General features: G+C 60.9%; 25 protein-coding genes. 13 read left to right on the top strand and 12 right to left on the bottom strand.

What is annotated here, in order from left to right; all coding sequences use genetic code 11:
* Window positions 1-29: 29 nt before the first annotated feature.
* Window positions 30-1,196: an ABC transporter substrate-binding protein gene (locus BM234_RS08040; protein WP_092062884.1), complete on the bottom strand. Its 1,167-nt coding sequence runs from the start codon at window positions 1,194-1,196 to the stop codon at window positions 30-32.
* Between the two features lie 175 nt (window positions 1,197-1,371).
* Window positions 1,372-2,373: a polyprenyl synthetase family protein gene (locus BM234_RS08035; protein WP_092063314.1), complete on the bottom strand. Its 1,002-nt coding sequence runs from the start codon at window positions 2,371-2,373 to the stop codon at window positions 1,372-1,374.
* 56 nt (window positions 2,374-2,429) lie between these two features.
* Between BM234_RS08035 and BM234_RS08030 the strand changes: the two genes are divergently transcribed.
* The 3 genes from BM234_RS08030 (at window position 2,430) to BM234_RS08020 (ending at window position 3,686) form a co-directional block, all read left to right on the top strand.
* A complete protein-coding gene (locus BM234_RS08030; protein WP_092062882.1) occupies window positions 2,430-2,645 on the top strand; it encodes a putative signal transducing protein in 216 nt (71 codons plus the stop codon).
* The gene (locus BM234_RS08025) at window positions 2,642-3,409 is read left to right on the top strand and encodes a tRNA1(Val) (adenine(37)-N6)-methyltransferase (RefSeq protein ID WP_092062879.1); all 768 of its coding nucleotides are present in this window, start codon (window positions 2,642-2,644) and stop codon (window positions 3,407-3,409) included. Before BM234_RS08030 ends, BM234_RS08025 begins: the two co-directional genes overlap by 4 nt.
* Before the next feature lie 106 nt (window positions 3,410-3,515).
* Window positions 3,516-3,686, top strand: a complete 171-nt coding sequence (locus BM234_RS08020) for a DUF465 domain-containing protein (RefSeq protein ID WP_092062877.1) — start codon at window positions 3,516-3,518, stop codon at window positions 3,684-3,686.
* Between the two features lie 163 nt (window positions 3,687-3,849).
* On the opposite strand, the gene BM234_RS08015 is transcribed toward BM234_RS08020, so the two are convergent.
* From BM234_RS08015 to BM234_RS07990, 6 genes are all read right to left on the bottom strand, one after another.
* Window positions 3,850-4,779, bottom strand: coding sequence for a VOC family protein (locus tag BM234_RS08015; RefSeq protein ID WP_092062875.1), 930 nt, complete (start codon window positions 4,777-4,779; stop codon window positions 3,850-3,852).
* 130 nt (window positions 4,780-4,909) lie between these two features.
* Window positions 4,910-5,632, bottom strand: coding sequence for an acetoacetyl-CoA reductase (phbB, locus tag BM234_RS08010; protein ID WP_092062872.1), 723 nt, complete (start codon window positions 5,630-5,632; stop codon window positions 4,910-4,912).
* 64 nt (window positions 5,633-5,696) lie between these two features.
* Window positions 5,697-6,545: a patatin-like phospholipase family protein gene (locus BM234_RS08005; protein WP_092062869.1), complete on the bottom strand. Its 849-nt coding sequence runs from the start codon at window positions 6,543-6,545 to the stop codon at window positions 5,697-5,699.
* Window positions 6,546-6,581: 36 nt separating this feature from the next.
* On the bottom strand, window positions 6,582-7,757 hold the full coding sequence (locus tag BM234_RS08000) for an acetyl-CoA C-acetyltransferase (protein ID WP_092062866.1): 1,176 nt from the start codon (window positions 7,755-7,757) through the stop codon (window positions 6,582-6,584).
* A 119-nt stretch (window positions 7,758-7,876) separates the two neighbouring features.
* Entirely contained in the window at window positions 7,877-8,713 is an 837-nt protein-coding gene (locus tag BM234_RS07995; protein WP_092062864.1) for an EAL domain-containing protein, read from the bottom strand.
* A 95-nt stretch (window positions 8,714-8,808) separates the two neighbouring features.
* Window positions 8,809-9,366, bottom strand: a complete 558-nt coding sequence (locus tag BM234_RS07990; RefSeq protein ID WP_092062861.1) for a TlpA disulfide reductase family protein — start codon at window positions 9,364-9,366, stop codon at window positions 8,809-8,811.
* A gap of 20 nt (window positions 9,367-9,386) precedes the next feature.
* Here BM234_RS07990 and argH point away from each other — a divergent pair, with 20 nt between their 5' ends.
* The 6 genes from argH (at window position 9,387) to BM234_RS07965 (ending at window position 15,989) form a co-directional block, all read left to right on the top strand.
* Window positions 9,387-10,778 carry an argininosuccinate lyase gene (gene argH, locus BM234_RS07985; protein ID WP_092062858.1) on the top strand — a complete coding sequence of 464 codons (1,392 nt, stop codon included), beginning with the start codon at window positions 9,387-9,389 and terminating at the stop codon, window positions 10,776-10,778.
* Window positions 10,775-10,936 carry a hypothetical protein gene (locus BM234_RS17450; RefSeq protein WP_175501222.1) on the top strand — a complete coding sequence of 54 codons (162 nt, stop codon included), beginning with the start codon at window positions 10,775-10,777 and terminating at the stop codon, window positions 10,934-10,936. The genes argH and BM234_RS17450 overlap by 4 nt, the downstream gene beginning before the upstream one ends.
* On the top strand, window positions 10,933-11,247 hold the full coding sequence (locus BM234_RS07980; protein ID WP_092062855.1) for a DUF2834 domain-containing protein: 315 nt from the start codon (window positions 10,933-10,935) through the stop codon (window positions 11,245-11,247). The genes BM234_RS17450 and BM234_RS07980 overlap by 4 nt, the downstream gene beginning before the upstream one ends.
* A 174-nt stretch (window positions 11,248-11,421) precedes the next feature.
* Complete coding sequence (locus BM234_RS07975) at window positions 11,422-11,946, top strand: VPLPA-CTERM sorting domain-containing protein (protein WP_139226784.1); 525 nt, start codon at window positions 11,422-11,424, stop codon at window positions 11,944-11,946.
* Window positions 11,947-12,131: 185 nt separating this feature from the next.
* Complete coding sequence (gene lysA, locus BM234_RS07970) at window positions 12,132-13,397, top strand: diaminopimelate decarboxylase (RefSeq protein WP_092062848.1); 1,266 nt, start codon at window positions 12,132-12,134, stop codon at window positions 13,395-13,397.
* A gap of 36 nt (window positions 13,398-13,433) precedes the next feature.
* Window positions 13,434-15,989 (top strand): TIGR02302 family protein, encoded by a 2,556-nt coding sequence (locus BM234_RS07965; protein WP_092062845.1) that lies wholly within the window; start codon window positions 13,434-13,436, stop codon window positions 15,987-15,989.
* Here the strand turns inward: BM234_RS07965 and BM234_RS07960 are convergent.
* Complete coding sequence (locus BM234_RS07960; protein WP_175501221.1) at window positions 15,986-16,618, bottom strand: zinc-ribbon domain-containing protein; 633 nt, start codon at window positions 16,616-16,618, stop codon at window positions 15,986-15,988. The genes BM234_RS07965 and BM234_RS07960 overlap by 4 nt on opposite strands.
* A gap of 183 nt (window positions 16,619-16,801) precedes the next feature.
* Between BM234_RS07960 and BM234_RS07955 the strand changes: the two genes are divergently transcribed.
* The 4 genes from BM234_RS07955 to BM234_RS07940 all read left to right on the top strand — a co-directional run bounded on the left by BM234_RS07955 (window position 16,802) and on the right by BM234_RS07940 (window position 20,947).
* On the top strand, window positions 16,802-17,479 hold the full coding sequence (locus tag BM234_RS07955; protein ID WP_092062839.1) for a cell division ATP-binding protein FtsE: 678 nt from the start codon (window positions 16,802-16,804) through the stop codon (window positions 17,477-17,479).
* Window positions 17,476-18,375 carry a cell division protein FtsX gene (locus BM234_RS07950; protein WP_175501220.1) on the top strand — a complete coding sequence of 300 codons (900 nt, stop codon included), beginning with the start codon at window positions 17,476-17,478 and terminating at the stop codon, window positions 18,373-18,375. The genes BM234_RS07955 and BM234_RS07950 overlap by 4 nt, the downstream gene beginning before the upstream one ends.
* On the top strand, window positions 18,375-19,118 hold the full coding sequence (locus BM234_RS07945; protein WP_092062837.1) for a lysophospholipid acyltransferase family protein: 744 nt from the start codon (window positions 18,375-18,377) through the stop codon (window positions 19,116-19,118). Before BM234_RS07950 ends, BM234_RS07945 begins: the two co-directional genes overlap by 1 nt.
* A gap of 185 nt (window positions 19,119-19,303) precedes the next feature.
* Window positions 19,304-20,947, top strand: coding sequence for a BCCT family transporter (locus tag BM234_RS07940; RefSeq protein ID WP_092062834.1), 1,644 nt, complete (start codon window positions 19,304-19,306; stop codon window positions 20,945-20,947).
* 56 nt (window positions 20,948-21,003) lie between these two features.
* Here BM234_RS07940 and oxlT read toward each other — a convergent pair whose 3' ends face one another.
* The 3 genes from oxlT to ribA all read right to left on the bottom strand — a co-directional run bounded on the left by oxlT (window position 21,004) and on the right by ribA (window position 24,169).
* Window positions 21,004-22,305: an oxalate/formate MFS antiporter gene (oxlT, locus tag BM234_RS07935; RefSeq protein ID WP_092062826.1), complete on the bottom strand. Its 1,302-nt coding sequence runs from the start codon at window positions 22,303-22,305 to the stop codon at window positions 21,004-21,006.
* Between the two features lie 278 nt (window positions 22,306-22,583).
* Window positions 22,584-23,078, bottom strand: coding sequence for a L,D-transpeptidase family protein (locus BM234_RS07930; protein ID WP_092062823.1), 495 nt, complete (start codon window positions 23,076-23,078; stop codon window positions 22,584-22,586).
* The gene (gene ribA, locus BM234_RS07925) at window positions 23,075-24,169 is read right to left on the bottom strand and encodes a GTP cyclohydrolase II (protein WP_092062821.1); all 1,095 of its coding nucleotides are present in this window, start codon (window positions 24,167-24,169) and stop codon (window positions 23,075-23,077) included. Before ribA ends, BM234_RS07930 begins: the two co-directional genes overlap by 4 nt.
* Window positions 24,170-24,198: the final 29 nt, after the last annotated feature.

The following is a 24,198-nucleotide window of genomic DNA, read 5'->3' as shown; positions in this document are numbered from 1 at the left end:
ACCGTAACCGGCCCGCCCGCATCCAGTAGTTAGCCGCCAGCCTTCATGGCGCCGCCGACGGTCGCAAAACCGCCCTGACCGTCCATTGTGGTGAGGAAGACCGTATCGAGACCCTGGTTGTCATCCGGGCCATAGGAGAACGTCAGACCGCCCATGTCGAAGTTGCCGAGCCCTGAGAGAGCGGCGAGATACTTCGTGCGGTCCAGCGAGGGGCCTGCCGCTTCGAGAGCCGCAATTGCCACCCGGCCGATCAGGTACCCTTCGAGTGAGACGAAACCGGGCTCAGCGCCGGGTTCGCTGGATTCCAGCGCGGCCTGATACTCAGCCACGACCGGAACCGTGGTATCCCAAGGGAAGGGAACGACCTGGCTGATGATGACGCCTTGGCCATCTTCGCCAAGATCATCGGCAAGCGCCCGCGATCCAACAAAGGAGATGTTCACGAATGTGGGTTCGAACTTCATCTTCTTCGAAAGACGGATGAATTCGGCGATCGGCTTGTATGCGCCGACCATCACCACGGCGTCTGGCTTGGCCTTGCGCAGTTCAAGAAGGGCGGACTTCACAGCAAGCGTGTTGCGCGTATACGTTCCCTTCGCCGACAACGTCATGCCGCGCTTTTCGAGGGCCGCTTCGACGCCCGAAAGACCGACGCGGCCGAACCCGTCATCCTGATAAAGGATGGCAATGTTATCCATGCCCATTTCGTCGACCAGATGCGCGATCCACGCTTCTGTTTCGTTGCCATAGGTGGCGCGGACATTGAGAACGTTCTTCAGCGCACTGTCGCGCAGGAAACCTGCGCCGGTGAACGGGCCGATGTAAGGAATGTTCGCCTCGGTCGCGAGCGGTTGCGTCGCCAGAGCGGTCGGGGTTCCCACCGCTCCGATCAGGCCTAGATGCCCATCGCCAGCGATGACTTCGCGAACCAGGGTCGCGGACCGATCAGGCTCATAGCCGTCGTCCATGCTGTCGAGTTCGATTTGACGTCCGTGAACGCCGCCGGCGCTGTTGGCTTCCGCGAAGGCGGCAAGAATGCCTTGGCGCACGCCAGTTCCCAGAGCGCCCGCCGGGCCCTCAAGCGCTGCGACTTGCGCGAATCGTACCGAACCGGATTCGACACCCTGACCGGCAACAAGCGGGCCTGCGGCGACGAGGCAGCAGACCGCCGCAAAATTGGTAATTATGCGTTTCATTGATGGCTCCCATTGCTCTCAACTATGAGCAGGAAGCCGCCATGGTGCTAAGAAATGGTAATTTTAGCCAGAAATCGCCATGAATTGGCCATCTAGGCGCTATTCGAAGTTAATGAACTGAAAATATGACGCGCGCTTGTGCCACGAATGTGACATGATTTGACCTGACCGAAAGTCAGTTCACGCGTTCAACGACATAGTCGGTCAGGTCTTCGAGCATGTCGCGAATCGGGTGAGGTGCCAGGACCTGCAGCGACCGGCGGGCATGCGCGGCATAGGAATTCGCCGCCTCTCTCGTCGCGTCCAAGGCATCGTGCCGGTTGAGAATCGCAAGTGCTTCGTCGAGATCCCCGGGTCGCTGATCGCCGAGTTCGATGGTTCGCCGCCAAAAGGCGCGTTCCTCATCGTCTGCCATTGCCACGGCCTTGATGACGGGTAGTGTCATTTTCCGCTCCCGGAAATCGTCGCCGATATTCTTGCCGGTGACGCCCGGAATACCGCGGTAATCGAGCAGATCATCAACGATCTGAAAGGCCAGACCGAGCTTGTCGCCAAACTCGAAAAGTGCCTTCACCTGCTCCTCGGGCGCGCCTGCGATGACACCCCCGACTTCGGTTGCCGCTGAAAACAGAGCTGCGGTTTTGCCCCGGATGATCTGAAGATAGATGTCTTCGTCGGTTGCAAGGCTTTGTGCGGCGGACAGTTGAAGCACTTCGCCCTCGGCAATGGTCGCGGAGGCATTCGCCAGAATATCGAGCACCCGGAGATTGCCCGTTTCAACCATAAGCTGGAACGATCGAGCAAATAGATAGTCGCCGACCAGCACGCTGGACTGGTTGTCCCACAGAAGGTTTGCCGTCGGACGCCCACGGCGCTGTTCACTTTCGTCGACGACATCGTCGTGCAAAAGGGTCGCGGTATGGATAAACTCAACCGTCGCGGCGAGGTGGATATGATGCCGCCCCTGATAGCCACAAAGCGCCGCGGCCGCGAGTGTCAGCATGGGCCGAAGCCGCTTTCCTCCGGCCTCGACAAGATGCGCAGTAACCTCGGGGATTCGCGGAGCATGGCGCGATGCCATCCGTTCCCGGATCAGCGCATTCACCGCCGTCAGATCGGACGCGAGCGTCTCGGCCAAGGTTTCATGCGGTTTCGCAGACGGTTGATCCAGCCCCATGTATCCCTCGCCAAGCCGGCTCGACATTCGTGCGCCGATACCGCTAAATCCCCATTATGAAAGAGCTTCTACGCAGCACGGACCCAAGCGTCATAGCCTTCGCCCAAGCGCTCCTTCAGGGCGAGGGTATAGACTGCTTTGAAATGGACGTAAATATGAGCGTGCTTGAGGGCGGCATTGGCATTTTGCCGCGCCGACTCATGGTGCGCGAGGCCGATTATCAGCGCTCTGCGGTGGTTATGGTCGACAATGGGCTTGAGCCGTCTTCGTGAGCGGCTTTGCGGAAGATGCGCTCCGGGCGGATGCCTTCCTTGGCGGACGTCTGAAAATCTGGCAACCCCTGCGCGGCTATCGCGCCGGGATCGATCCTGTACTCTTGGCGGCAAGTTTGCCCGTGACTTCGGGTGAAAGCGTGCTCGAATTGGGGTGCGGTAATGGGGTGGCGCTTTTGTGCGTCGCTGCACGGGTGTCGGAACTCAAGCTCACCGGTGTGGAACGACAGGCCGACTATGCAGACCTCGCCCGCCGCAATGGTGCGGAGAATGACATCCCCCTCGAGGTGATCACAGCGGATCTGCGCGATCTTCCTTCAGAGGTGCGGCAAACCCGGTACGATCATGTGATTGCCAATCCTCCCTATTTCGTCGCGGGGTCGCGCACTCCGGCGGCCGAAGCCGGGCGCGAGGCCGGTCTCGGGGAGGAGACAGCATTGCAGGATTGGGTACATATCGCGGCAAAACGAACGCGCCCTGGCGGCTACGTCAGCATGATTCAGCGCGCGGATCGTCTAGCAGACCTTCTTGTGGCAATGCAGCCCCGATTGGGGAGTATTGAGGTCTTGCCGATCGCGCCCCGTGTCCGCCGGGAGGCAACTCTCGTCCTTGTGCGCGCTCGGGCGGGGGGGAAGGGACGGTTCCGCCTTCATGCGCCGCTCGTGCTTCATAGCGGCGAGGCCCACGAGAAAGATGGGGAGAGTTATCGCCCCGAGGTTCAGGCGGTGCTGCGAGAGTGCACAGCGCTCGGTTGGCCGCGTTAATCATTTGGCAATAAATTGCGCGCCCAATCTTCTGTGCGAGTGCGGCGTGACAGCGGAACAAAAATGTGCTGCACTTCAGTTGTTCACATCCTAGAGGAGGAAAGACATGAGCTTGAGTTCGCATGTGATGGAACTGAAGAAGCGACATACGAGCCTTTCTGACAAAGTCGAAAAAGCGCAGCGATCACCCGGAGTGGACGATCTGCGCATTGCGGAGCTCAAGAAGCAGAAACTGAAGCTGAAAGAAGAAATTCAGCGTTTGAGCCTGACCTCATAGCAAGCAATCCATGAAATCGGTCGGGCGTGTCTGAAGAGATCCACGCCCGCTCAAGACCCGAGAACGGATTACGCCGCGCGTGTCTGCGGCGAATCCTGAGAATGGATACGGCGGCGGCTTCACGGTGCATTGCGCAGGCGGACCGCCGTATCCCGTGATCTCTCTACTCCCCAAGCGACGGCAAGTAGCGCTTTTCTAGAACCTCACGAAGATGAGCATGCTGATCAGGAAGCTTTAGCGCTGTTCCAAGCGTATCAGCGGCCTCGTCCCGCAGAAAACCGGGCTCTTCCGTCGCGATCTCGAACAATACCCCGCCGGGAGTGCGAAAATAGATCGCATAGAAGTAATCCCGATCAATGACCGGTGTCACATCGAACCCAGCTTCTTGCAGGCTGCTTTGCACGGCCATCTGTGCCGCGCGGTCGGGAACGGAGAACGCAACATGGTGTACTGAACCTGCGCCTTGCCGCGACGGGGCAGAATCGCTTCGGGTGAGGTCGACCACATTCGCCCCGTTCCCGTCGGAGAGGTGAAAGCGGGTGGTTTCGCCGTCTTCAGCCGCTCGTGAAAACCCCATCACCTCGAGCAGTGAAGCCATCCCCGCGGGGTCGGCCAAGGTAAGCTCAACGGAGTGAAATCCGCGAATCGCCTGCTCGGATGGAAGGACCGCGGACCACGAAATTCGGGGATCAGAACGTGTTTCGACAAGCGCGAATCCGTCTCCATCCGGGCCGTGGAACTGTAGCCGCTCCTCCTCAAACCATTGTTTGCGCAAAAGACCGCCTACGTCGGCATCACGCAATCGGTCCTCCCATGCGTCGAGACTTCCTTCGGGAACGGAAAAGACTGTTCGACCAGCCTCTCCGGTGCCTGGACGACCGCGCACGGCATGGGGAAAGGGAAAGTAGGTCATGACCGTCCCAGCCCGGCCAATCTCATCACCGAAATAGAGGTGATATACCTTGGGGGCGTCGAAATTCACCGTCTTCTTCACGCGGCGCAGCCCCAGTACTTGCGTAAAGAATGCGTTGGTTGCAGCAGCGTCGCTTGCCAAGGAAGTGATGTGATGCAGGCCAGTGATGGGAGTTGCCATGGCTACGTCCTTTCAGATTTGCGTTGGTCGCAATATCGGTCCGGGTGCCTGCCATTGAAATCCCCACACGGGCGCGGGGGCTGTGCTTGGGCGCACAAAGGGCCCGCCCGGATAGAGCGGGCCCCTCGTTTCAGGCGAAGAACTGCGCGCCGTTTGCGGAAATGGTCGAACCATTGATGAAGCTGGCATCGTCCGATGCAAGGAACGTGACGCAGCGAGCGATCTCTTCGGGCTCACCGAGGCGGCCCGCCGGAATCATTCCGATGATCTTCTCGCGCACCTTTTCCGGGACGGCCATCACCATCTCTGTTGCGATATATCCCGGACAGATTGCGTTGGCGGTGATCCCCTTCGCGGCGCCTTCCTGAGCGAGGCTCTTCACAATCCCAAGATCCCCCGCCTTGGTCGCGGCATAGTTGACCTGCGCAAACTGGCCCTTTTGCCCGTTGATCGAGCTGATCACGATGATACGGCCAAAGCCGCGTTCGCGCATGCCCGGCCAGATCGGATGAACCGTGTTGAACACGCCCGTCAGGTTGGTGTCTATCACGTCGTTCCACTGCTCGGGGGTCATTTTGTGGAATGGAGCATCCCGCGTGATCCCGGCGTTGGCCACCACAACATCGATTGGGCCAAGATCCTCCTCAACCTTGGCGATCCCTTCCTTGCTCGCCGCGTAATCGGCGACGTTCCACTTGTAGGTCTTGATCCCGGTCGCCTCGGTAAATGCCGCGGCCTTTTCGTCATTGCCCGCGTAGGTCGCCGCGACGGTATACCCTTCGGCCTTGAGAGCTTTGGAAATCGCCTCCCCAATCCCGCGGCTTCCCCCGGTAACAAGCGCTATTCGAGACATCGCATCATCCTCTTCTTGAACACCCTCGCAACATCAATAAATATAATTGCGATGTTGGGCAAGTTTATTGCGCGGCCTTCCTGTGCCTGTCGGTGAGAAGGCGCCGCGCATCCTCCTCTCCGTGCTCCCACGTCGCCCGAAGCTTGTCGGGATCCGTAAAATCGATCTTGTCTGCGGGCGTCTCTACCTCGGGGGAGACGTAATACCTGCCCGGAAATTCCGGCAGGGAATCATAGTCCCGTGTCAGCAGAACCAGCGTCTCGCCCTCGTCCGGGTCGGGCATCGGGGCCTGATCGGCCATTCCGCCATCAACCACCGGGCGCCCTTCCCAAAGCGGGGGCTCGAACACCGGCGGGATCACTGCGGCCGCACAGACCAGATCGCAAAGCTTTCCCTCACGCGCGGCTTGCCTTGCGTCGACAAGTTGTGACGTGAGGCCAATTTTCTGGGCCCACCCAAAATGCGGCGCGTTTTTGATGTGTAATTCAGCCTCATAGGCGGCGGTCATCGCCATGCCGGTCAGCGTGGGGGCGGGGCGCTCCGGGGGATGAGCGATAAGGATCTGAAAGGAGGGACCGCTTTCGATGCGCGATGCCACGGAGGCATCCAGGACCTGCTCCACCACTTCGCAATAAACGGTTTGGTGGGGCGTAAGACCGCGTCCGTCCTTCTGGAACGGGTCGAAATTGCTGTCCTGCCCTGCAAACGCGTCGCACATCACATCCAGCAAGCGCCGCTCAACCCCGCCGAGGAAGGCCGCGCCGGCCAAGGCTCCCCCTGAAACCCCGGTTACCCTACGCGGCGTGGGCGAACAGGCCTCGCAGTAAACACTCATGAACCCGCCTTGCCAGAAACAGCGTAACCCGCCTCCGGAGAAGACGATCTGTTCGGGGTTGGGGGGCAAACTTGGCATGGTGATGGGCCGGACGGAGCCGGCCCGTACCAGACTTTATGGCCGTTCGACGCACATGGCGACGCCCATACCGCCACCAATGCACAGCGTTGCGAGGCCCTTCTTGGCACCACGGCGCTGCATTTCGAACAGCAGCGTGTTGAGAACCCGGCAGCCGGAGGCGCCGATCGGATGCCCGATGGCGATCGCGCCGCCGTTGACGTTCACGATGGACGGGTCCCAACCCATGTCCTTGTTCACCGCGCAGGCCTGTGCGGCAAAGGCTTCGTTCGCCTCAACGAGGTCCAGATCCCCGACGCTCCAGCCAGCTTTGTCGAGCGCCTTGCGCGAGGCATAGATCGGACCGGCGCCCATGATCGAAGGGTCAAGGCCGGCGGTGGCGTAGGATACGATACGCGCGAGCGGCGTGATTCCACGCTTCTCCGCGGCATCCGCTGTCATGAGAAGAACCGCAGCCGCACCATCGTTCAGGCCGGAGGCGTTGCCCGCGGTGACCGTGCCATCCTTGGTGAAGGCGGGGCGCAGTTTCTGCATGCCTTCGACGGACGCACCGTGGCGGATATACTCATCCTCTTCCACGATGATGTCGCCCTTCCGGGTCTTGACCGTGAAGGGGACGATCTCGTCCTTGAACTTGCCTGCTTTCTGCGCAGCTTCGGCCTTGTTCTGTGAAGCGGCGGCGAATTCATCCTGCACGTCGCGGCTGATCTGCCATTTCTCGGCGACATTCTCGGCCGTCTGACCCATGTGATAGCCGTTGAATGCATCCCACAAACCGTCACGGATCATCGTGTCGATGTACTTTACGTCGCCCATCTTGTGACCGGCCCGAAGGTGGGCGGCATGGGGGGAGAGCGACATGTTCTCCTGTCCGCCTGCGCAAATGATATCTGCATCGCCAAGCTGGATGTGTTGCGCGCCCAGAGCGACCGCGCGCAGACCGGAGCCACAAACCTGATTGATGCTCCAAGCCGCTGATTCTTGGGGCAATCCTGCGTTGATATGGGCTTGGCGGGCGGGGTTCTGGCCTTGGGCAGCGGTCAATACCTGACCGAGGATCGTCTCGGAAACCTCGCCCTTTTCGATGCCCGCTCTTGCGACGACTTCCTCCAGAACCTTCGCGCCGAGATCATGGGCAGGGGTCGTCGCGAATGATCCGGTGAAACTGCCGACTGCGGTACGAGCGGCTGAAGCGATTACAACGTTGGTCATGAGGTTCGATCCTTTTTCCATCACGAGCCCGCCGGGGATCGATGTCCCCCGGCATCTCGATATCTGAATAATGGATTAACCCATGGTCAACAATGGGGCGCGCGCAAAACCTTCGAACCTTACGCCTGACGGTTGCGCTGTGGAGCCCCGTCAAAGAGTGCTTCGGTTGTGGGAGCGCCAAACAGATACCCCTGCAAACAGTTCACTCCAATGGAGGCGAGATACCGGGCATCTGCCTCACTTTCCACGTTTTCCGCGACGGAGAACATATCGAAATGACGGGCGATCATCACGAGAGCCTGCGTGAGAACCTGATTGTCCTCGCTGCGATGAATGCCGGAGATGAATTGCCCGTCGATCTTGACCGCATCAAAGAAGAAATCCTTGAAGTAACGGAACGCGGTGTAGCCGGAGCCGAAATCGTCCAGCGCGAAGGCGACGCCATGTGCCTGCAGGCGATCCATGAAGTCGACCACGAGGTCAGGCATGAGCATGGCCGAGCTTTCGGTGATCTCAAGGATCAGACGCTCCCCTATTCCGGGTTCTTCGGTGAGAAACTGGTTGAGCGTGTGCATCCAAGGCTCATACCCGATGGAACGCGCCGACATATTGACGGAAATCCGGATGTTCGAATGCATCATCAGCGTTCGCATCCCCATGGCGAGGGCCGCGCGGTCGATCTCACGGCCAGTGTCGGTGTCCTCGACCGCGTACATGAAATCGGCTGCGGGAATGATCCGGCCTGTTTCATCGATGATGCGCATCAGTCCTTCGTAAAAGGCGACCTGATCCGTCTGGCGCGCCTGTACGACCGGTTGATAGGCAAGCGTGAGATCGCCAGCGGCGACCGCTTCTTGCACCATCCTGAGCGTATTTCGATCCCGCTGCTCCACCGCAAGGTCGAGCGGTGAGGACACACCGCCGTTGCCACGGTTCGTACCGAAATCATCTGCCATGAAAATTCCCCGAACTTCACCTGAGCAATTTGCCTAGAGATTTCAGGCTAACGCGGTGTGAATCCCTGCTGGGGAAGTCTTTCAAATACGACCGACTAGCCTTCAGGCTGTGCCAGCAGCGCGGCGATGATCGCCTTGGCGCTCTCGCTCGACCAATCCGCATCCCCCTGCAACCGGGCTATTTCAAGCCCCTCGGGATTGAGAAGCACAGTGATCGGCAGCCCGAGAACGGCCATCCGCCGCGCGAGAGCCTGTTTCGGGTCGCGGTGACGCGGCAGATTGTCCACGTCGATCTCCGCAAAGAACCGGTCGATGGCGGCGGGCATGTTTCGCCCTGTCGCGACGGTGACCACCTCAAAGTCCTCCCCGCCGAAGCTGGACTGCAATTCAGAAAGCATCGGCATCTCTTCGCGGCAGGGGGCGCACCACGTGGCCCAGAAATTCAACAGGACATACTTGCCCGCGTAATCACTGAGCGTGGCCGTGCCGCCTGAGGCCGTCTCAAACGTGACTTCCGTCGCAGCACCGCGGGGCTCCGTGTGAACCACGAGCTTTTTCATGTCTCCCTCGCGCAGACTGGCGATGTCTGCATGAGTGGCATTTGCACCGACGAGAAGGGCCGTATACACCGCTGCGGCAAAGAGCTTTCCCATTTTCCCTCCGAGGGCTGAACATGACCAACGACAAGGCGAACCAGATGTGGGGCGGACGTTTCTCCGCCGGGCCGGATGCGATCATGGAGGCGATCAACGCTTCGATCGGATACGACAAGCGGTTGGCCGCACAGGACATCGCAGGTTCGCGTGCCCATGCATCCATGTTGGCTGCGACAGGCATCATCACTGATAAAGACGCAGAGGCCATCCGTGAAGGCCTCCTCACGGTGTTGTCAGAGATCGAGGGCGGCACGTTCGAATTCTCCGCCGCGCTGGAGGACATTCACATGAACGTCGAGGCACGGCTGAAAGAGGTGGTCGGGGAGGCCGCGGGGCGGCTTCATACCGCGCGGTCGCGCAACGATCAGGTTGCGACCGACTTCCGCCTTTGGGTGCGCGATCAATTCGACGCCGCAGAGCAGGGACTTACCGCGTTGATGCAAGCGCTGTTGGTGCAGGCCGAGCAGGGGGCCGGTTGGGTCATGCCGGGCTTCACGCACCTTCAGACGGCGCAACCGGTCACTTGGGGCCATCACATGATGGCCTATGTCGAGATGTTCGCCCGGGACCGATCCCGCGTGAGGGATGCCCGCGCGCGGATGAACGAATGCCCGCTAGGCTCTGCCGCGCTTGCCGGAACGTCCTTTCCGATCGATCGGGACATGACGGCAAAGGCGCTCGGTTTTGATCGCCCCACCGCCAATTCGCTCGATGCCGTTTCGGACCGGGATTTCGCGTTGGAGTTTCTGGGCGTGGCCTCGATCTGTGCGATGCATCTGTCGCGTCTGTCCGAAGAGCTGGTGATCTGGTCCTCGGCACAATTCCGGTTTGTTACAATGTCGGATCGTTTTTCGACCGGCTCGTCGATTATGCCCCAGAAGAAAAACCCCGACGCGGCGGAACTCATCCGCGCCAAGGTCGGGCGGATTTTTGGTGCGCAAACCGCATTGATGATGGTGATGAAGGGGCTTCCGCTGGCCTATTCGAAGGACATGCAGGAGGACAAGGAACAAGTCTTTGACGCCGCCGACAACTGGATGCTCGCCCTTGCGGCGATGACCGGAATGATCGCCGATCTGACGGCCAACCGGGATGCGCTTCAGGCCGCAGCGGGGGCGGGCTTCTCGACCGCGACCGATCTTGCAGACTGGCTTGTGCGGGAGCTTGGCCTTCCCTTCCGAGAGGCGCATCACGTTACGGGGGCGCTGGTGGCGATGGCGGAACAGAAGGGATGTGACCTGCCGGAATTGAGCATTGATGACCTGCGATCCGTCCATGACGGTATCACAAGCGCCGTCTTTGATGTCTTGGGGGTTCACAACTCCGTTGCCAGCCGTACATCTTATGGTGGCACCGCGCCGGAGCAGGTCCGTGCGCAAGTCGCCCGCTGGAAGGACGCCCTCGCATGAGATCCATATCTTTGCTCTTCATCCTCGCGCTGGCGGCCTGCGGTGCAGATGGGGAACCAACCCCTCCTCGCGTGACTGGGGATACGACCATCGGGGTCAACTCCAAGAATGGCGGCTTCACCCGCACGTCCATCGGGGTGGAGTTCGGAAGCCGATGAGCCCCTTGCGGTTGCTCTGGCTCCTGCTTGCCATTTGGGGAGCGGTGCACCCGCTATACTGGGCAGCCCAATGGTTCGCCGGCAATCCGTGGTCGCTCGGCTCCCTCTTGGAGGGCTGGACCGCCAATGCCGCAAGCAGGGGACTTGCGTGGGATCTGATGATCGCGGCCATCGCGCTTACACTCTGGATTATCTCAGAGGTGGCCGTTCGCCGAAATTTTATGGCTTTGCTTGCCATACCTGCGACTTTTCTTGTCGGGGTCAGTTGCGGCCTGCCCCTCTATTTATTTTTGCGGGCTCGGCCTTTGTAGGGGCAAAAAGCCGGGAGCGAAGGAACAGCGAACTACTCTGCAGCTGGTCATTCTCAACCGAAGACGTCCCAAAGGTTAGAAGACGTCCCAAAGGTTAACAGCGTAGACAAAGACAGGTGGCATACCTATCACCCAAAGCGTTTTTAAGAGTTTTTACTAAAAAGGTGTTGGAAGATGAGGAAATTATTGGCGGCCTTGGTCGCGGCGCAAGCTTTGGCACTGCCTGTTGCTGCGGCGACACTTGATGGCGACTCTGTGAACCTTGGCCTGTTCGCCTCGTTTAGCTGGGGCGACTATACGCCGACTGCAGGGGCCGGCGAAGACGGCAACATCTCTAGCCAGTTCTATGATCTCAACGCGGGACCGGATGGCGATCTCTTCACGATCCGCTCGGAGAGAAGCCTTTGTGGAATTAACTGCCTCGGGGATACCGTGGTCTGGACATTGGCTGATTTGGACTTCGTAGGTGGGCTCCCGTTGACGGATTTCGTGATCGTGCAAAACTATAGCGATGCATCAGTCTCGTTCACCGATGATAGTGTGACCATCAGCTACACCGACGCATTTATTCCGACTGGCATTTACTTCCAGGGCCGGTTCGTAACCACGCCGCTGCCCGATGTGCCTCTTCCTGCAAGTCTTCCGCTGGCTCTCGTAGGGCTCGCAGGGCTTGGGATCTTTCGCAAGAAACAGCGCTGAAAACCAATACTTGAAGAGGAAGGTCGGCCGCATCGGCCGCCTTTTGTGCGCTTGAGCGTCGGAGTTTTCCAACTCCGCGCTGAACCGAGAGCTTTTCCAAGCGCCGCCTCACAAACGGATCGATTGATTGACGCGGCTGGCCCCTTTGCTATGGAAACCCGACACTGGGGCAACGGAAGCAAGCGATGGACCATTTTCTCTATAAGAGCGGCGCGCTGCATGCCGAAGACGTTCCGCTGGCTGAAATTGCGGCCACAGTGGGAACACCTTTTTATGTCTACTCGACGGCGACGCTGACCCGCCATTTCCAGCTTTTCGATGACGCGCTCGACGGGATGCCACATCTCGTGTGCTACGCGATGAAGGCGGCCTCCAACCAAGCGATCCTCAAGACGCTTGCCGATCTCGGGGCCGGCATGGATGTCGTTTCGGGCGGGGAATATGCACGTGCGCGCGCCGCCGGTGTACCGGGAGATCGCATTGTTTTCTCCGGCGTCGGCAAGACGAAAGAGGAAATTCATACCGCGCTCAGCGAAGGAATTCGCCAGTTCAACGTAGAATCCGAACCCGAGATGGCGGTGATTTCCCAAGTCGCGTCGTCTCTGGGTGTGGTGGCCCCGATCACGATCCGCATAAACCCGGACGTGGATGCCAAGACACATGCCAAGATCGCCACTGGCAAGTCGGAGAACAAATTCGGCATTCCGATCGCGCGCGCGCGGGAGGTGTATGCCCATGCTGCCAGCCTGCCGGGGCTCAAGGTGGTCGGGATCGACGTGCATATCGGCTCGCAGCTCACGGATCTGATGCCGTTTGAGCTTGCTTACAACAAAGTCGCCGATCTCACCGAACAACTCCGGGCCGATGGGCATGAGATATCGCGACTGGATCTGGGGGGCGGCCTCGGCATTCCCTACACGCGTTCGAATGAGGCGCCCCCGCTGCCGGTGGACTATGGTGCATTGATCAAGCGCACCGTGGGGCATCTGGGATGCGAGATTGAGATTGAGCCGGGACGTCTCATTGCAGGGAATGCGGGGCTTCTCGTCTCGCGGGTCATTTACAACAAGTCCGGTGAGGGCCGCGAATTCCTGATCCTTGATGCTGCGATGAATGATCTCCTGCGTCCTGCGATGTACGACGCGTATCACGATATCGTCCCGGTGGTCGAACCGGAGGCGGGTGCGGAGATGTCTGACGTCGATATCGTCGGGCCGGTTTGCGAATCTGGCGATACTTTCGCCAAACAGCGCCCCATGCCCCCGGTCTTTCCGGGGGATCTGGTGGCCTTTCGCAGCGCGGGTGCTTATGGCGCGGTGATGGCCAGCGAGTATAATACGCGGGCACTTGTGCCCGAAGTGATGGTGCACGGTGATCAATTCGCGGTTATCCGGGCCCGTCCGACGTTTGACGAAATCATAAAACGCGATACGCTCCCTGAGTGGTTGTAGCGCGACCCCGCGTCACGGCCCTATCGGGATGAGTTGATGCGCGATCGCCAAACCACGACCCTTGCCGCCCTGCGTCGCCCCCTGTTTCTGACCCGGCTCGGTCTGCTGGCGGAATCGGCTGTGCGCGCTTTCTGGCCCTTCTGGTCGGTCCTGTTTGTCGGGATTGCCGCCCTTGCGCTCGGCCTCCACGATCTCATCGCCGTGGAACTCGTCTGGGCACTGGGGGCAATTCTGGTCGTCGGCGTTGGGCTTTCCCTCCTGTATGGGTTCAGGCGGTTTCGGTGGCCCTCCGCCGCTGCGGCGCGTGACCGTCTGGACCGATCCATGCCCGGTCGCCCGATCACCGCCATGACCGACGATACGGCGATTGGCCGTGACGATCCCGCGTCCCGCGCGATTTGGGCAGCACACCAAAGACGCATGGCTGCGCGTGCCGCGGAGGCCCGTGCGGTGGAGCCCGATCTGGTTCTTGCCCCGCGCGATCCCTATGCCCTGCGCTATGTGGCGGTGCTTGCGCTCTTTGTGGCGCTGTTGTTTGGCTCAGTCTTGCGGATTGGCACGGTCACGGACCTCGCGCCGGGGGGCACTGCGCTCGCCTCGGGGCCAAGTTGGGAGGGGTGGATCGAGCCACCCGCTTATACCGGGCGACCCACGCTTTATCTGGCGGACCAGCGCGCGGGAGAACTCTCCGTTCCTCAAGGCAGTCGCATTACGGTCAGACTCTACGGCGAGATAGGAAGCCTTCGGATCGAGCAGAGTGTTTCGGCACAACCGGCACACGATCCCGAAGCGCCTGCACCAAATGGCTATAGCTTTGACATTACCCAATCCGGCCGACTTGCCATCGAGGGAGAGGGTGGTCGCGCTTGGGATCTGTCAATGGAGGCAGACGCGCCACCGTCCATCGAGGTCGGTGGTGCTTTGTCCGCAGAAGCCGATGGAGAAATGCGCCAACCTTTCCGGGCAGAGGATGACTTCGGAGTGGTCGCCGGGCGGGCGACCATCGCGCTGGACCTGCCGTCGGTGGATCGTCGATATGGCCGTGCCGCCGAACCCGAGCCGCGCGAGGCAATTGTGCTCGACCTGCCCCTTCCACTTGCGGGCGACCGTTCGGCTTTTGAAGAACAACTCGTAGAGAACCTCTCGGAGCATCCTTTCGCGCAGTTGCCGGTCGTCATCTCTTTCGAGGCCGAAGACGCCTTGGGACAGGTTGGCCGCACCACGCCGCTGCATGTAACACTGCCCGGGCGGCGCTTTTTCGATCCCATGGCCTCCGCTGTCATTGAGCAGAGACAGGCGTTGCTCTGGGCGCGGTCCAATGCTCCAAACATCGCACTGCTTCTGCGCGCGATCTCTCATCGGCCTGACGAGGTGTTCCGCAATGAGGGGGCATACCTCCGGATGCGCACGCTGATGCGGCGCATAGAGAGCGCGGGCGCCTCGATGAGCGATGCGGAGCAAGCCGAGTTCGCCGAAGCGCTATGGAATCTCGCGATCCTTCTGGAAGAGGGCGATCTGGACGACGCTCGAGAGCGATTGCGCAGGGCTCAGGATCGCCTTTCGGAAGCGATGGAAAATGGCGCCTCCGACGAGGAAATCGCTGAGCTTATGAACGAGCTACGCGATGCGATGCGCGATTTCATGCGGCAACTGGCACAAGAAATGCAGCGCAATCAGGACCAGCAAAGCGCCGAAAGCCAACCGCCCATGGATCCCGACGCCATGCAGCTTAGCCAGCAAGATATGCAGGACATGATGGATCGCATTCAGGAACTCATGGAAGAGGGCCGGATGGAGGAGGCCGAAGCGCTGCTCGAACAGTTCCGCCAGATGATGGAAAACATGCGTATGGCGCAGGGCCAAGGTCAGGGCCAGCAAAGCCCGGGGCAGCAGGCGATGGAAGGGTTGGCTGAAACCCTGCGTGAGCAACAAGGCCTCTCGGACGAATCCTTCAGCGAACTGCAGGAGCAATTCGGCTCGGGGCAAGGGGAGCCCGGCCAACAGGGACAAGGGCAGGGACAAGGGCAGGGGCAAGGGCAGGGACAGCCCGGCCAGCCGGGAACCGGCGAGAACGGCCAGGGAGGCACCCCCGGCGCGGACGAACTTGCCAACCGGCAGGGCGCTCTGCGGGACGAACTGCAGCGCCAGCGTGATGGATTGCCAAGCCTGAGCGGCGAAGAAGGCGAGGCCGCGCGCGATGCTCTCGACCGGGCCGGGCGAGCAATGGATGGCGCGGAGGAGGCCTTGCGCGGAGATGATATCCCCGAGGCAATCGACCGACAGGCCGAGGCGATGGATGCGCTGCGCGAAGGGATTCGCAACATGGGCGAGGCCATGGCCCAACAGCAGCAACAAGGCGGTGGCGGCGGTCAGGGTGAGGCGATGGGCCAACCGGACAGCAGCCGCCGTGACCCGCTGGGCCGCAGCACTGGCGAAGGCGGGGAAGTGGGCACGCAGGAAAACCTGCTTCAGGGTGAAGACGTTTATCGCCGGGCGCGCGAGCTTCTTGACGAAATCCGCCGCCGGTCAGGGGATGGGGAGCGAAGCGAGCAGGAGCGAGATTATCTCCGGCGCTTGCTTGACCGTTTCTAGAGCCCGGCGCCCCGCAAGACGCGTACCAGCAACGTATCGAGTGCATTGCGCCACTCGTTGATAGTTTGAACGTAGCTTTCGAGCGGGCCCTGCAGTTCAGGAATGGTGGTTCCGATTTCGGCAGCAAAGGCATAAATTACAAGCGCAATTGCCGCCAGCGACAGTGTCACCAGAAAGCCGCGACGGAAACCCGATGGTCTCTTGGGCGTCTGTTCGGCTGCGGGCTCCTCATGGAAGGAGGAGGCAATTTCGGCGACGTCAGGCAACTCGCTCCGCTCTTGGGCGCGAGGGGGCGCAGGAGATGCAACAGCCGCCTCAGCCTCAGCCTTGGCGCGGGCCAACTCCGCAGCTTGCGCTTCTTCAGCGCGTCTGCGCTCCTCGAATACAACTTCTTCGCGCAAGATCGCGGCAACTGCGGGATCAAGATCGCGCGGCGGGCTGGGCATCTCATCCGTCGCGGTCGGTTGAGGCTCCGGGGCCGGGTCAAACTCTTCTTCGTCCTCGAATTCAGCGGGGAGTTGGAACCACTGCGTTGAGCAGTTGGAACATTGCACATCCCGCCCGCTCAGGGGAATCGCTTCCTCCGGGACCTCGTATTCCGCGCCGCAATTGGGGCAAGTGAGCCGCATGACACACCCTTCTGCTCTATCCTGACGGGTGCGCCGGCGCACCCTTGGCCTTTGCCGCGCTTGTAGCCTCAGCGCGCACCGATGGAAAGTGTCGCGGCGCAGACCGGATTGAAACACGCAAGAGACTGAGGCAGAAGGGGAACAAAGGGCCCTGCGGGCGGCCCGGACCCCGGGGGTATGTTGGTGATTGCACTCGATAACGTGGCCTATAGTTATGGCGGCGGTGAATTGCTGGCGGGCGTGACGCTCGAACTCGCGCCAGGATCGTTTCATTTCCTCACCGGGCCATCGGGCGCGGGAAAGACGACCCTGCTCAAGATGTGCTTTGGCGAACTCGTCCCGACCTCGGGGCGCGTCGAACTCTTTGGCCAGCGCCTGCCAGGCATGACGCGCGATGCGCTCGCCGGGGCGCGGCGGCGAATTGGCCTTGTCCCGCAGGATGCGCGATTTCTGGACCACCTCACAGTGGCGGAGAACATCTCCTTGCCGCTCACGGTGGCGGGGCAGGATATGCGCGCGCAAAAAGCCAATCTTGATGAGCTCTTGGCGTGGGTCGGTCTGACCCATCGCGCCAAGGCGACACCTCCCGAGCTTTCCGGCGGTGAACGTCAGAGGGCGGCACTCGCCCGAGCGGTGATCCTTTCGCCGGATGTGATCCTTGCGGATGAGCCGACCGGGAATGTGGATTGGGAGATGTCGCAGCGACTGTTGCGGCTTTTGGTTGAACTCAACCGGATGGGGAAATCCGTTCTGGTTGCCTCGCACGATCTTGCTTTGATCCGCGCGGCCAAGACCCAGACGCAGGTGCGGGTCTTGCGGATTTCAAACCGACGTCTGCAATTTGCGGGAGCGGACCTTTGAAGGCGTTTCTTCGGGACTTGCGCATACTTTGGCGTGGTGATGCGAGCGGGGATCGTGTGGTGCCGCCCTCAGGCTACACGGTTCGCCTCACCATCTTTAGCGCTGCTGCCATGGGGTTTCTCGCGGTAATGGCGCTCGCCCTTGCGCTTTCTGCCGGGCGGCTCGCGGATGACTGGGGGGGCGCGCTCGCACGGTCAGCCACATTGCGTATCGACGGGCCGCTCGACACGATGCAGGAACGCACGGAGGCCGCGCTTCGCGTGCTGGAGCAAACGCCGGGCGTTGCCTCCGCCCAAGCGTTGACTGAAGAGGAACAGCGCGCGTTGCTGGAGCCGTGGTTCGGTCCTGATCTGCAGCTTGAGTCGCTCCCTATCCCGCAGTTGATCGAGATTGAGAAAACGCCCGAGGGGTTCGATGCCGAAGGCCTCCGGTTGCGTCTCGAAGGGGAAGTGCCGGGCGCAATGCTGGACGATCACGAAAGCTGGCGGAAGCCCTTTCTCGCAGCGGCGCGGGCGCTCCGCTGGCTGGGTTGGGGGGCGATGGTGCTTATTGGCGCTACCATGGCGGCCATCGTGACGCTCGCCGCCAGTGTCTCCCTTGCAGCCAATGCGCAGGTCATTTCCGTTCTTCGGTTGATCGGCGCGCGCGACGACTATATCGCCCGTGCCTTCATCCGGCGGTTTACGTTTCGCACCCTGACCGGTGCTGCCGTGGGCACCGGGCTTGGCCTGATCGCAAGTGCACTTTTGCCGGACGCTCCGATGAGTTTCCTGACCGGGATCGGGTTTGCGAACCTCGATTGGCTCGTCCCGTTTGCCATCCCGCCACTCGCGGCGCTTGTTGCATTTGCCGCGACCCGCCGAGCGGCCTTTCGCACCTTAAGAGGATTGTCCTGATGGGTCATGCGTTTCAAGTAGTGCGATCGGCGCTGTTCATCGGCCAGATGTATCTGGCGATGGCGGTGATCGGGATCGGATTTGCCCCTTGGGCGCTCCTCTCGAACCGTGGCGCCCGCATGGCGTGCCGCAGCTACTCCCAGTGGGTTCGTTGGACCGCGCGCTGGATGGTGGGGCTGCGTTCCGAAGTTCGGGGGGAGGTTCCCACGGATGACGTGCTGATCGCGGCAAAGCATCAGTCGTTCCTCGATATCATATTGATCTATGCCGCACTTCCGCGGGCGCGCTTCATCATGAAGCAAGAGCTTTTGATGACGCCCATTTTCGGCCAATACGCCCGTCGCGTCGGGTGCATCGCTGTGGATCGCGGCAAACGGGGCAAGGCCATGAAGCAGATGGTGGCCGAAGTTAAACAGGGGCGGAACAACCCCGGGCAACTGGTGATCTATGCGCAAGGCACCCGCGTCGCCCCCGGTGCGCGCCTTCCCTACAAGGTCGGGGCGGGAGTGCTGTATGGTCAGTTCGGATTGGATTGCGTGCCTGCCGCGACGAACGTCGGCGTGTTTTGGCCCCGGAGGGGTCTTTTGCGGCGCCCGGGTCTTGCCGTTGTAGAGTTTCTTCCGCGTATCCCGGCCGGGATGCCGATTTCGGCATTCATGGCCAAACTCGAATCCGACATTGAGAGTGCGTCTGATCGTTTGATGCAAGAGGCCGGGTTTCAGGTTCAGACTGACCTAAACTAAGACCCCCGTCTCATCGGCCGCGTTGCACCAATCCTGCTGAAGGACACCGCACAGCGACCCGCGCGTCACGTCCCGAAAGGTACGCGGCCGATCCACGTCGGTTTGCTGCGCAGGTCAGGCGCGCTATCTCCCCCCCAAGTATCAACGTGGGCTCACGTATGGCCCGGATCAGAAGGGAATTGCGCATGAGCAACAAGATACCTCAGAGTCGCCTGTTTATTTTCCCGAAGGTCAATCCGAGGGTGTTCATCACGTCGGCCGTCCTGATCGTCGGGTTCATAATCTTTGGTGCGCTCTTCAATGATCTGGCAAATGAGATCTTCTCCGGGATGCAGGGCTGGCTTGCCGAAACGCTCGGATGGGCCCTCATCCTCGAAGTGAATATCTTGCTGATCGCGGTTGGCTGGATCGCCTTCGGGCGTTTCGGCGATATTCGCCTTGGCCGAATGAACGAAAAGCCCGCCTATGGCCTCTTCAGTTGGACGGCGATGCTATTCTCCGCCGGTGTCGGGATTGGTTTGATTTATTGGGGGGCGGCCGAACCGCTGTATCACTATTTCGCGCCGCCTTCCGGGGAGCCAGAGACGGAAGCCGCCGCGCGGCAGGCGATGGTGATCTCCTTCATGCACTGGGGATTCCACGCATGGGCCGTCTATGCCATCGTAGCGTTGGCACTGGCATATTTTCACTTCCGCAAAGGGTTGCCGCTGACCATCCGTTCCGCCCTGTATCCCCTCTTGGGTGACCGGATATACGGCCCCCTTGGCGACATGGTCGATATCCTTGCCGTGTTCGGGACAATGTTCGGCATCGTCACGTCGCTCGGGCTGGGGGCGATGCAGATCAACTCAGGTCTGGGAGAGGTCTTCGGTGTGCCGCAATCCGTCGGTGCGCAGATCGTCATCATCGCCGTCATAACCGGCCTCGCGACCATCTCAGTCGTGGCAGGGCTCGATGGCGGGATCAAACGGCTGTCCAGCATCAATATCGCACTGAGTTTCGTTTTCCTGTGCTTCGTCCTAATTGTCGGACCGACGCTCTTCATTTTCGACCTCTTCGTGCAAAGCTACGGGGCCTACTTGCGCGATCTCGTGTCTTGGGGAACGTGGACCGAAGCTTGGCAGGAAGGCGGCACCTGGCAGAATTCCTGGACGATCTTCTATTGGGCCTGGTGGGTTTCATGGGCCCCGTTTGTGGGGGTCTTCATTGCCCGGATCAGCCGGGGCCGGACGATCCGCGAGTTCCTGCTTGGGGTGATGCTGCTGCCTTGCACGATCATGTTCTTCTGGTTCTGCGCCTTTGGCGGCACGGCGCTGCGCATTTCGCTTGGCGGGGACCGATCGCTCGTGGAGGCGACCCAGAATAGCTATGGCGACGCGATGTTCGCGCTGCTGGACTATTTTCCGGCGGCGGATCTGATGTCTGGCTTCGCGGTCGTTCTGATCATCCTGTGGTTCGTCACCTCGTCGGATTCCGGTTCCTTTGTGATCGACATGCTCACGGCGGGCGGGGATCCTGATCCCCCGAAGGTTCAGCGCATCTTCTGGGCGATCTCAGAGGGATGTGTGGCCTCGGTCTTGCTGCTGGTCGGCGGGCTCAACGCCTTGCAGGCCGCGGCTGTGGTCGCCGGGTTCCCGTTTGCGGTGGTGGTCATGTTCATCCTGATCGGGCTGGTAAAGGCGCTGCGATGGGATCCGCTGATGGTCTATCGCCACAATCAGAAATACCGTGATGACGAAGAGGCAGATCATGCCATGCCGCCTGAACTTCCGGGTGAGCTTTATGGCGCCGATCCAACGGCGCCGCCGATCGCGAGCGCAAAGAGCTAGTACAGACGAAAACGGCCCCCGAATTGGGGGCCGTTTCATTTTACGTTGGTTGGAAGTCAGTGAGCCACGGCTGAATGTTTCAAATCGGCCTCCGTCATGCCATTCCGCATGTGGTGCCGTTTGATCATTGGCCGCAGAACCGCAATGGCGCAGATAGCCGCGAAGGCGTCGAGACATGCCATGGCAAGCAGAACGGTGGTCCACCCGCCGGTGGCCTCCATCACCAGGTTGCCCACCGGCACGAGCAGTGCGGCGATACCCTTTGCCGTATAGAGCGCGCCGTAGATCTTGCCGATATGCTTGGTTCCAAAGACGTCAGACGCCGTGGCCGAAAAGAGCGAATACACCTCGCCCCAAGCGATGAACACGAGGCCCGACAACAGCACGAAGGCGTAGGGGTTGTGGCCCATATGGGCGAGGGCGAAGATACCGATCCCTTCGAGCGAGAAGGCGATGAACATCGTCGGCTCCCGGCCAATCCGGTCGGAGATGTAGCCGAACAGCGGGCGCGACAGGCCGTTCATTACCCGGTCGAGCATCAGGGCGAGCGGCAGAGCAGCCATGCCCCAGAAGACGACCTGATCCTTGACCCCAAGATCCTCGGCCATGGGGCCAAGCTGCGCGACAGCCATCAGGCCGCCCGTCACCGTGGCAGTGAACATGGCGAGCATGACCCAGAAGACGGGCGTTTGCAGTGCTTCTTGCAGGGTGTAGTTGCGACGCGTCTGTGCGATGGTATCGGAGAACACGACCTGATCGGCCCGTGGTGCCTTGAGCAGCCATGCCAACGCAAAGACAGCGACACCCTGAATAAGCGCGAAGGTGAAGAACGCGCTCGAATAGCCAGTGCTTTCAATCATGTTGCGGATGGGGATGATCGTAAAGATCGTGCCCGCGCCGTAACCGCCAGCGGTCAGGCCCACCGCAAGGCCGCGCTTGTCAGGGAACCATTTCAGCGCGTTGTTGATGCAGCTTGAATAGACGCAAGCCACACCGAAGCCGCCAATTGCACCGCCCAGATAGAAGCCCGAAAGCGTGCCGGTCATGGAGTTGATGATCCAGGCGATGGCGATGAGGATGCCGCCCAGCATAACGAGTGCGCGGGGGCCGTGTTTGTCGATGAAGTGACCGACCAGGGGCGTGCTCCAGGTCTGGCAGAGAACGAAGATGGTAAAGGCAGTCTGGATCGCCGCGCGGCTCCAGTCGTGGGCTTCCTGAATTGCGGGAACGAAGAGCGTCCAAGAATACTGGACGTTCGATGCCGCAACCATACAGGCGACCCCGGCGACAAGTTGTAGCCAGCGGTTTGCCGGAACAAGGCCTGCCTCCCCGACAGGCGCTCGATCGTAATCCGACATGAAGATAATCCTCAAAAGGGGGCCGCCGGCGGCAAAGCTCGGCCGGCCCTGGTTGGTCTGATTCCCGGGTGATTCGGTGGTCGAGCCTCCTCGCTCGACGCCGCATTTGTGCCCTCATTCGCCCTTGCGTCAATTGAGATAAATTCGTGCCAAGGGCGGGCAAAAACAGCGGCATGTCGCAAACTGGCCAAGCTCTTGGCTCACGCAATGGCAAGGTTGAAAAACTGCTGAGATTTTGGGCGAATCATGCTGATTCCGAAGATGTCGGAAATGGACAGTCAGGCCACGATGAGTCGTGTTCCGGGGTGCGCCAGCGCTGCGATTTCTTGCAGGTGATCCCGCCGAAAGGCGATGCAGCCCTCCGTGGGGAAGCGCGGGCGCCGCCACTGATGAAGAAAAATCGCGGAGCCACGGCCGGGCACCGATGCAGGCCAGTTCCAATCGGTAAGCAGGACGAGGTCATAGAGCGGGTCCGCTCGGCGCAGGCGCTCATGGCTATGGGCGTAGGGCGCTTGAACGAGGCTGTTGTACTGCGCATCCCCGGCATCGTCCGACCAAAGGTCCGTCGGGCCGATAGGCGCGGCCCAGGGCGCGGGGCGGGCGAGCCGGTCGGGGCGATAGAGCAGGCCGGTGATGCGGTGAACTCCGCGCGGCGTGGCGCCATCGCCTTCGCGTTTGTTGCTCGTGATACCGCCGCGCCCGATGGCACAGGGAAAGAGCCGCCCGTGAAAGCGCACTCCGAGCGGGGTGAGGACCATATCCTGTGGGGTCACAGCAGATGCCCCGACTTGGCCGCCTTGGTCGCGAGATAGGCCTCATTCTGGGGCGTTTTGCCGACTTTGAGCGGCACTCGTTCCACGACGTCGATGTCCATCCGGCGCATCATGTCGATCTTGGCGGGATTGTTCGTCATCAAGCGCACTGCGGAAAACCCCATCCTAAGCAACAAGGCGGCACCGAGGCGGAAATCACGTTCGTCGTCCTCGAACCCGAGGCGGTGGTTTGCTTCGACGGTGTCAAAACCCTGATCCTGCAACGAATAGGCGCGCATCTTGTTGGCAAGCCCGATCCCGCGCCCTTCCTGATTGAGATAAAGCAGCACGCCTGCGCCTTCGCTTCCCATCTGCGCGAGGGCGGCGCGAAGTTGCGGCCCGCAGTCGCATTTCAGACTGCCGAGCAGATCACCGGTGAAGCAGGCCGAATGAAGACGGGCCAGCACGGGCCGGTCGCGGGGCGGACTGCCGACTTCGATAACGTAGTGCTCTTCCGCACCGTCCTTCGGGCGAAACACATGCAGACGCGCATCAGGCGCAAGAAGGAGGGGAACGCGCGCGCGGATCACCGGATCGAGCAGAGCCTCGGCCCCCATGGTGGCGGCGCTTTCCTCCGCCGGCAAAGAGGTCAGGCCATTCTTCGACGCAAAGTCCACGGCATCCTTTACCGGCGCCACGATCACAGAGGGCAAAAGACGCGCTTCCTTGACCAGATCGACCGCAAGTCGATGAAGGCTCGCATCGCCGCCGCGCAGGGCGTTGAATGGCCCCTTCATCGGCGTCTTTAGATCGTCGGAGGGGTCGGCCACGGCACGCACCCAGCTTGGCGTGACCCCGCGAGGCAGCGGCAGGCGCGCGATATCGCCATCATAGGCACGCGCCCGCAAGGTTTCGGCCCGCCGCCCAGTCACCACGAGGCAGGTCTCGGTCGACAGCCCGGCCATATCGGCAAGGCGTTCCGGCGAGGCGGTCTCTGCCGCGAGCAGCACGGCACCACCATCGCCCGTACCTGTGAGCACGACAGGCACGCCCATGCGAATATCGGCCCGCGCGCGAGCCAGAAGATCGGTGATGTCCGGTGCCAAGGTCACGCCAGCGCCCTTTCGTTGCAATCGCTCTC

This window comes from Poseidonocella pacifica (assembly GCF_900111875.1).
Taxonomy (GTDB): Bacteria; Pseudomonadota; Alphaproteobacteria; order Rhodobacterales; family Rhodobacteraceae; genus Poseidonocella; species Poseidonocella pacifica.
This window is presented reverse-complemented; position numbering and strand designations above follow the sequence as displayed.

Coding starts and splice junctions, on each gene's coding strand:
- BM234_RS08040 (WP_092062884.1), bottom strand. CDS start 1,196: ATGAAACGCATAATTACCAATTTTGCGGCGGTCTGCTGCCTCGTCGCC.
- BM234_RS08035 (WP_092063314.1), bottom strand. CDS start 2,373: ATGGGGCTGGATCAACCGTCTGCGAAACCGCATGAAACCTTGGCCGAG.
- BM234_RS08030 (WP_092062882.1), top strand. CDS start 2,430: ATGAAAGAGCTTCTACGCAGCACGGACCCAAGCGTCATAGCCTTCGCC.
- BM234_RS08020 (WP_092062877.1), top strand. CDS start 3,516: ATGAGCTTGAGTTCGCATGTGATGGAACTGAAGAAGCGACATACGAGC.
- BM234_RS08015 (WP_092062875.1), bottom strand. CDS start 4,779: ATGGCAACTCCCATCACTGGCCTGCATCACATCACTTCCTTGGCAAGC.
- phbB (WP_092062872.1), bottom strand. CDS start 5,632: ATGTCTCGAATAGCGCTTGTTACCGGGGGAAGCCGCGGGATTGGGGAG.
- BM234_RS08005 (WP_092062869.1), bottom strand. CDS start 6,545: ATGCCAAGTTTGCCCCCCAACCCCGAACAGATCGTCTTCTCCGGAGGC.
- BM234_RS08000 (WP_092062866.1), bottom strand. CDS start 7,757: ATGACCAACGTTGTAATCGCTTCAGCCGCTCGTACCGCAGTCGGCAGT.
- BM234_RS07995 (WP_092062864.1), bottom strand. CDS start 8,713: ATGGCAGATGATTTCGGTACGAACCGTGGCAACGGCGGTGTGTCCTCA.
- BM234_RS07990 (WP_092062861.1), bottom strand. CDS start 9,366: ATGGGAAAGCTCTTTGCCGCAGCGGTGTATACGGCCCTTCTCGTCGGT.
- argH (WP_092062858.1), top strand. CDS start 9,387: ATGACCAACGACAAGGCGAACCAGATGTGGGGCGGACGTTTCTCCGCC.
- BM234_RS17450 (WP_175501222.1), top strand. CDS start 10,775: ATGAGATCCATATCTTTGCTCTTCATCCTCGCGCTGGCGGCCTGCGGT.
- BM234_RS07980 (WP_092062855.1), top strand. CDS start 10,933: ATGAGCCCCTTGCGGTTGCTCTGGCTCCTGCTTGCCATTTGGGGAGCG.
- BM234_RS07975 (WP_139226784.1), top strand. CDS start 11,422: ATGAGGAAATTATTGGCGGCCTTGGTCGCGGCGCAAGCTTTGGCACTG.
- lysA (WP_092062848.1), top strand. CDS start 12,132: ATGGACCATTTTCTCTATAAGAGCGGCGCGCTGCATGCCGAAGACGTT.
- BM234_RS07965 (WP_092062845.1), top strand. CDS start 13,434: ATGCGCGATCGCCAAACCACGACCCTTGCCGCCCTGCGTCGCCCCCTG.
- BM234_RS07960 (WP_175501221.1), bottom strand. CDS start 16,618: ATGCGGCTCACTTGCCCCAATTGCGGCGCGGAATACGAGGTCCCGGAG.
- BM234_RS07945 (WP_092062837.1), top strand. CDS start 18,375: ATGGGTCATGCGTTTCAAGTAGTGCGATCGGCGCTGTTCATCGGCCAG.
- BM234_RS07940 (WP_092062834.1), top strand. CDS start 19,304: ATGAGCAACAAGATACCTCAGAGTCGCCTGTTTATTTTCCCGAAGGTC.
- oxlT (WP_092062826.1), bottom strand. CDS start 22,305: ATGTCGGATTACGATCGAGCGCCTGTCGGGGAGGCAGGCCTTGTTCCG.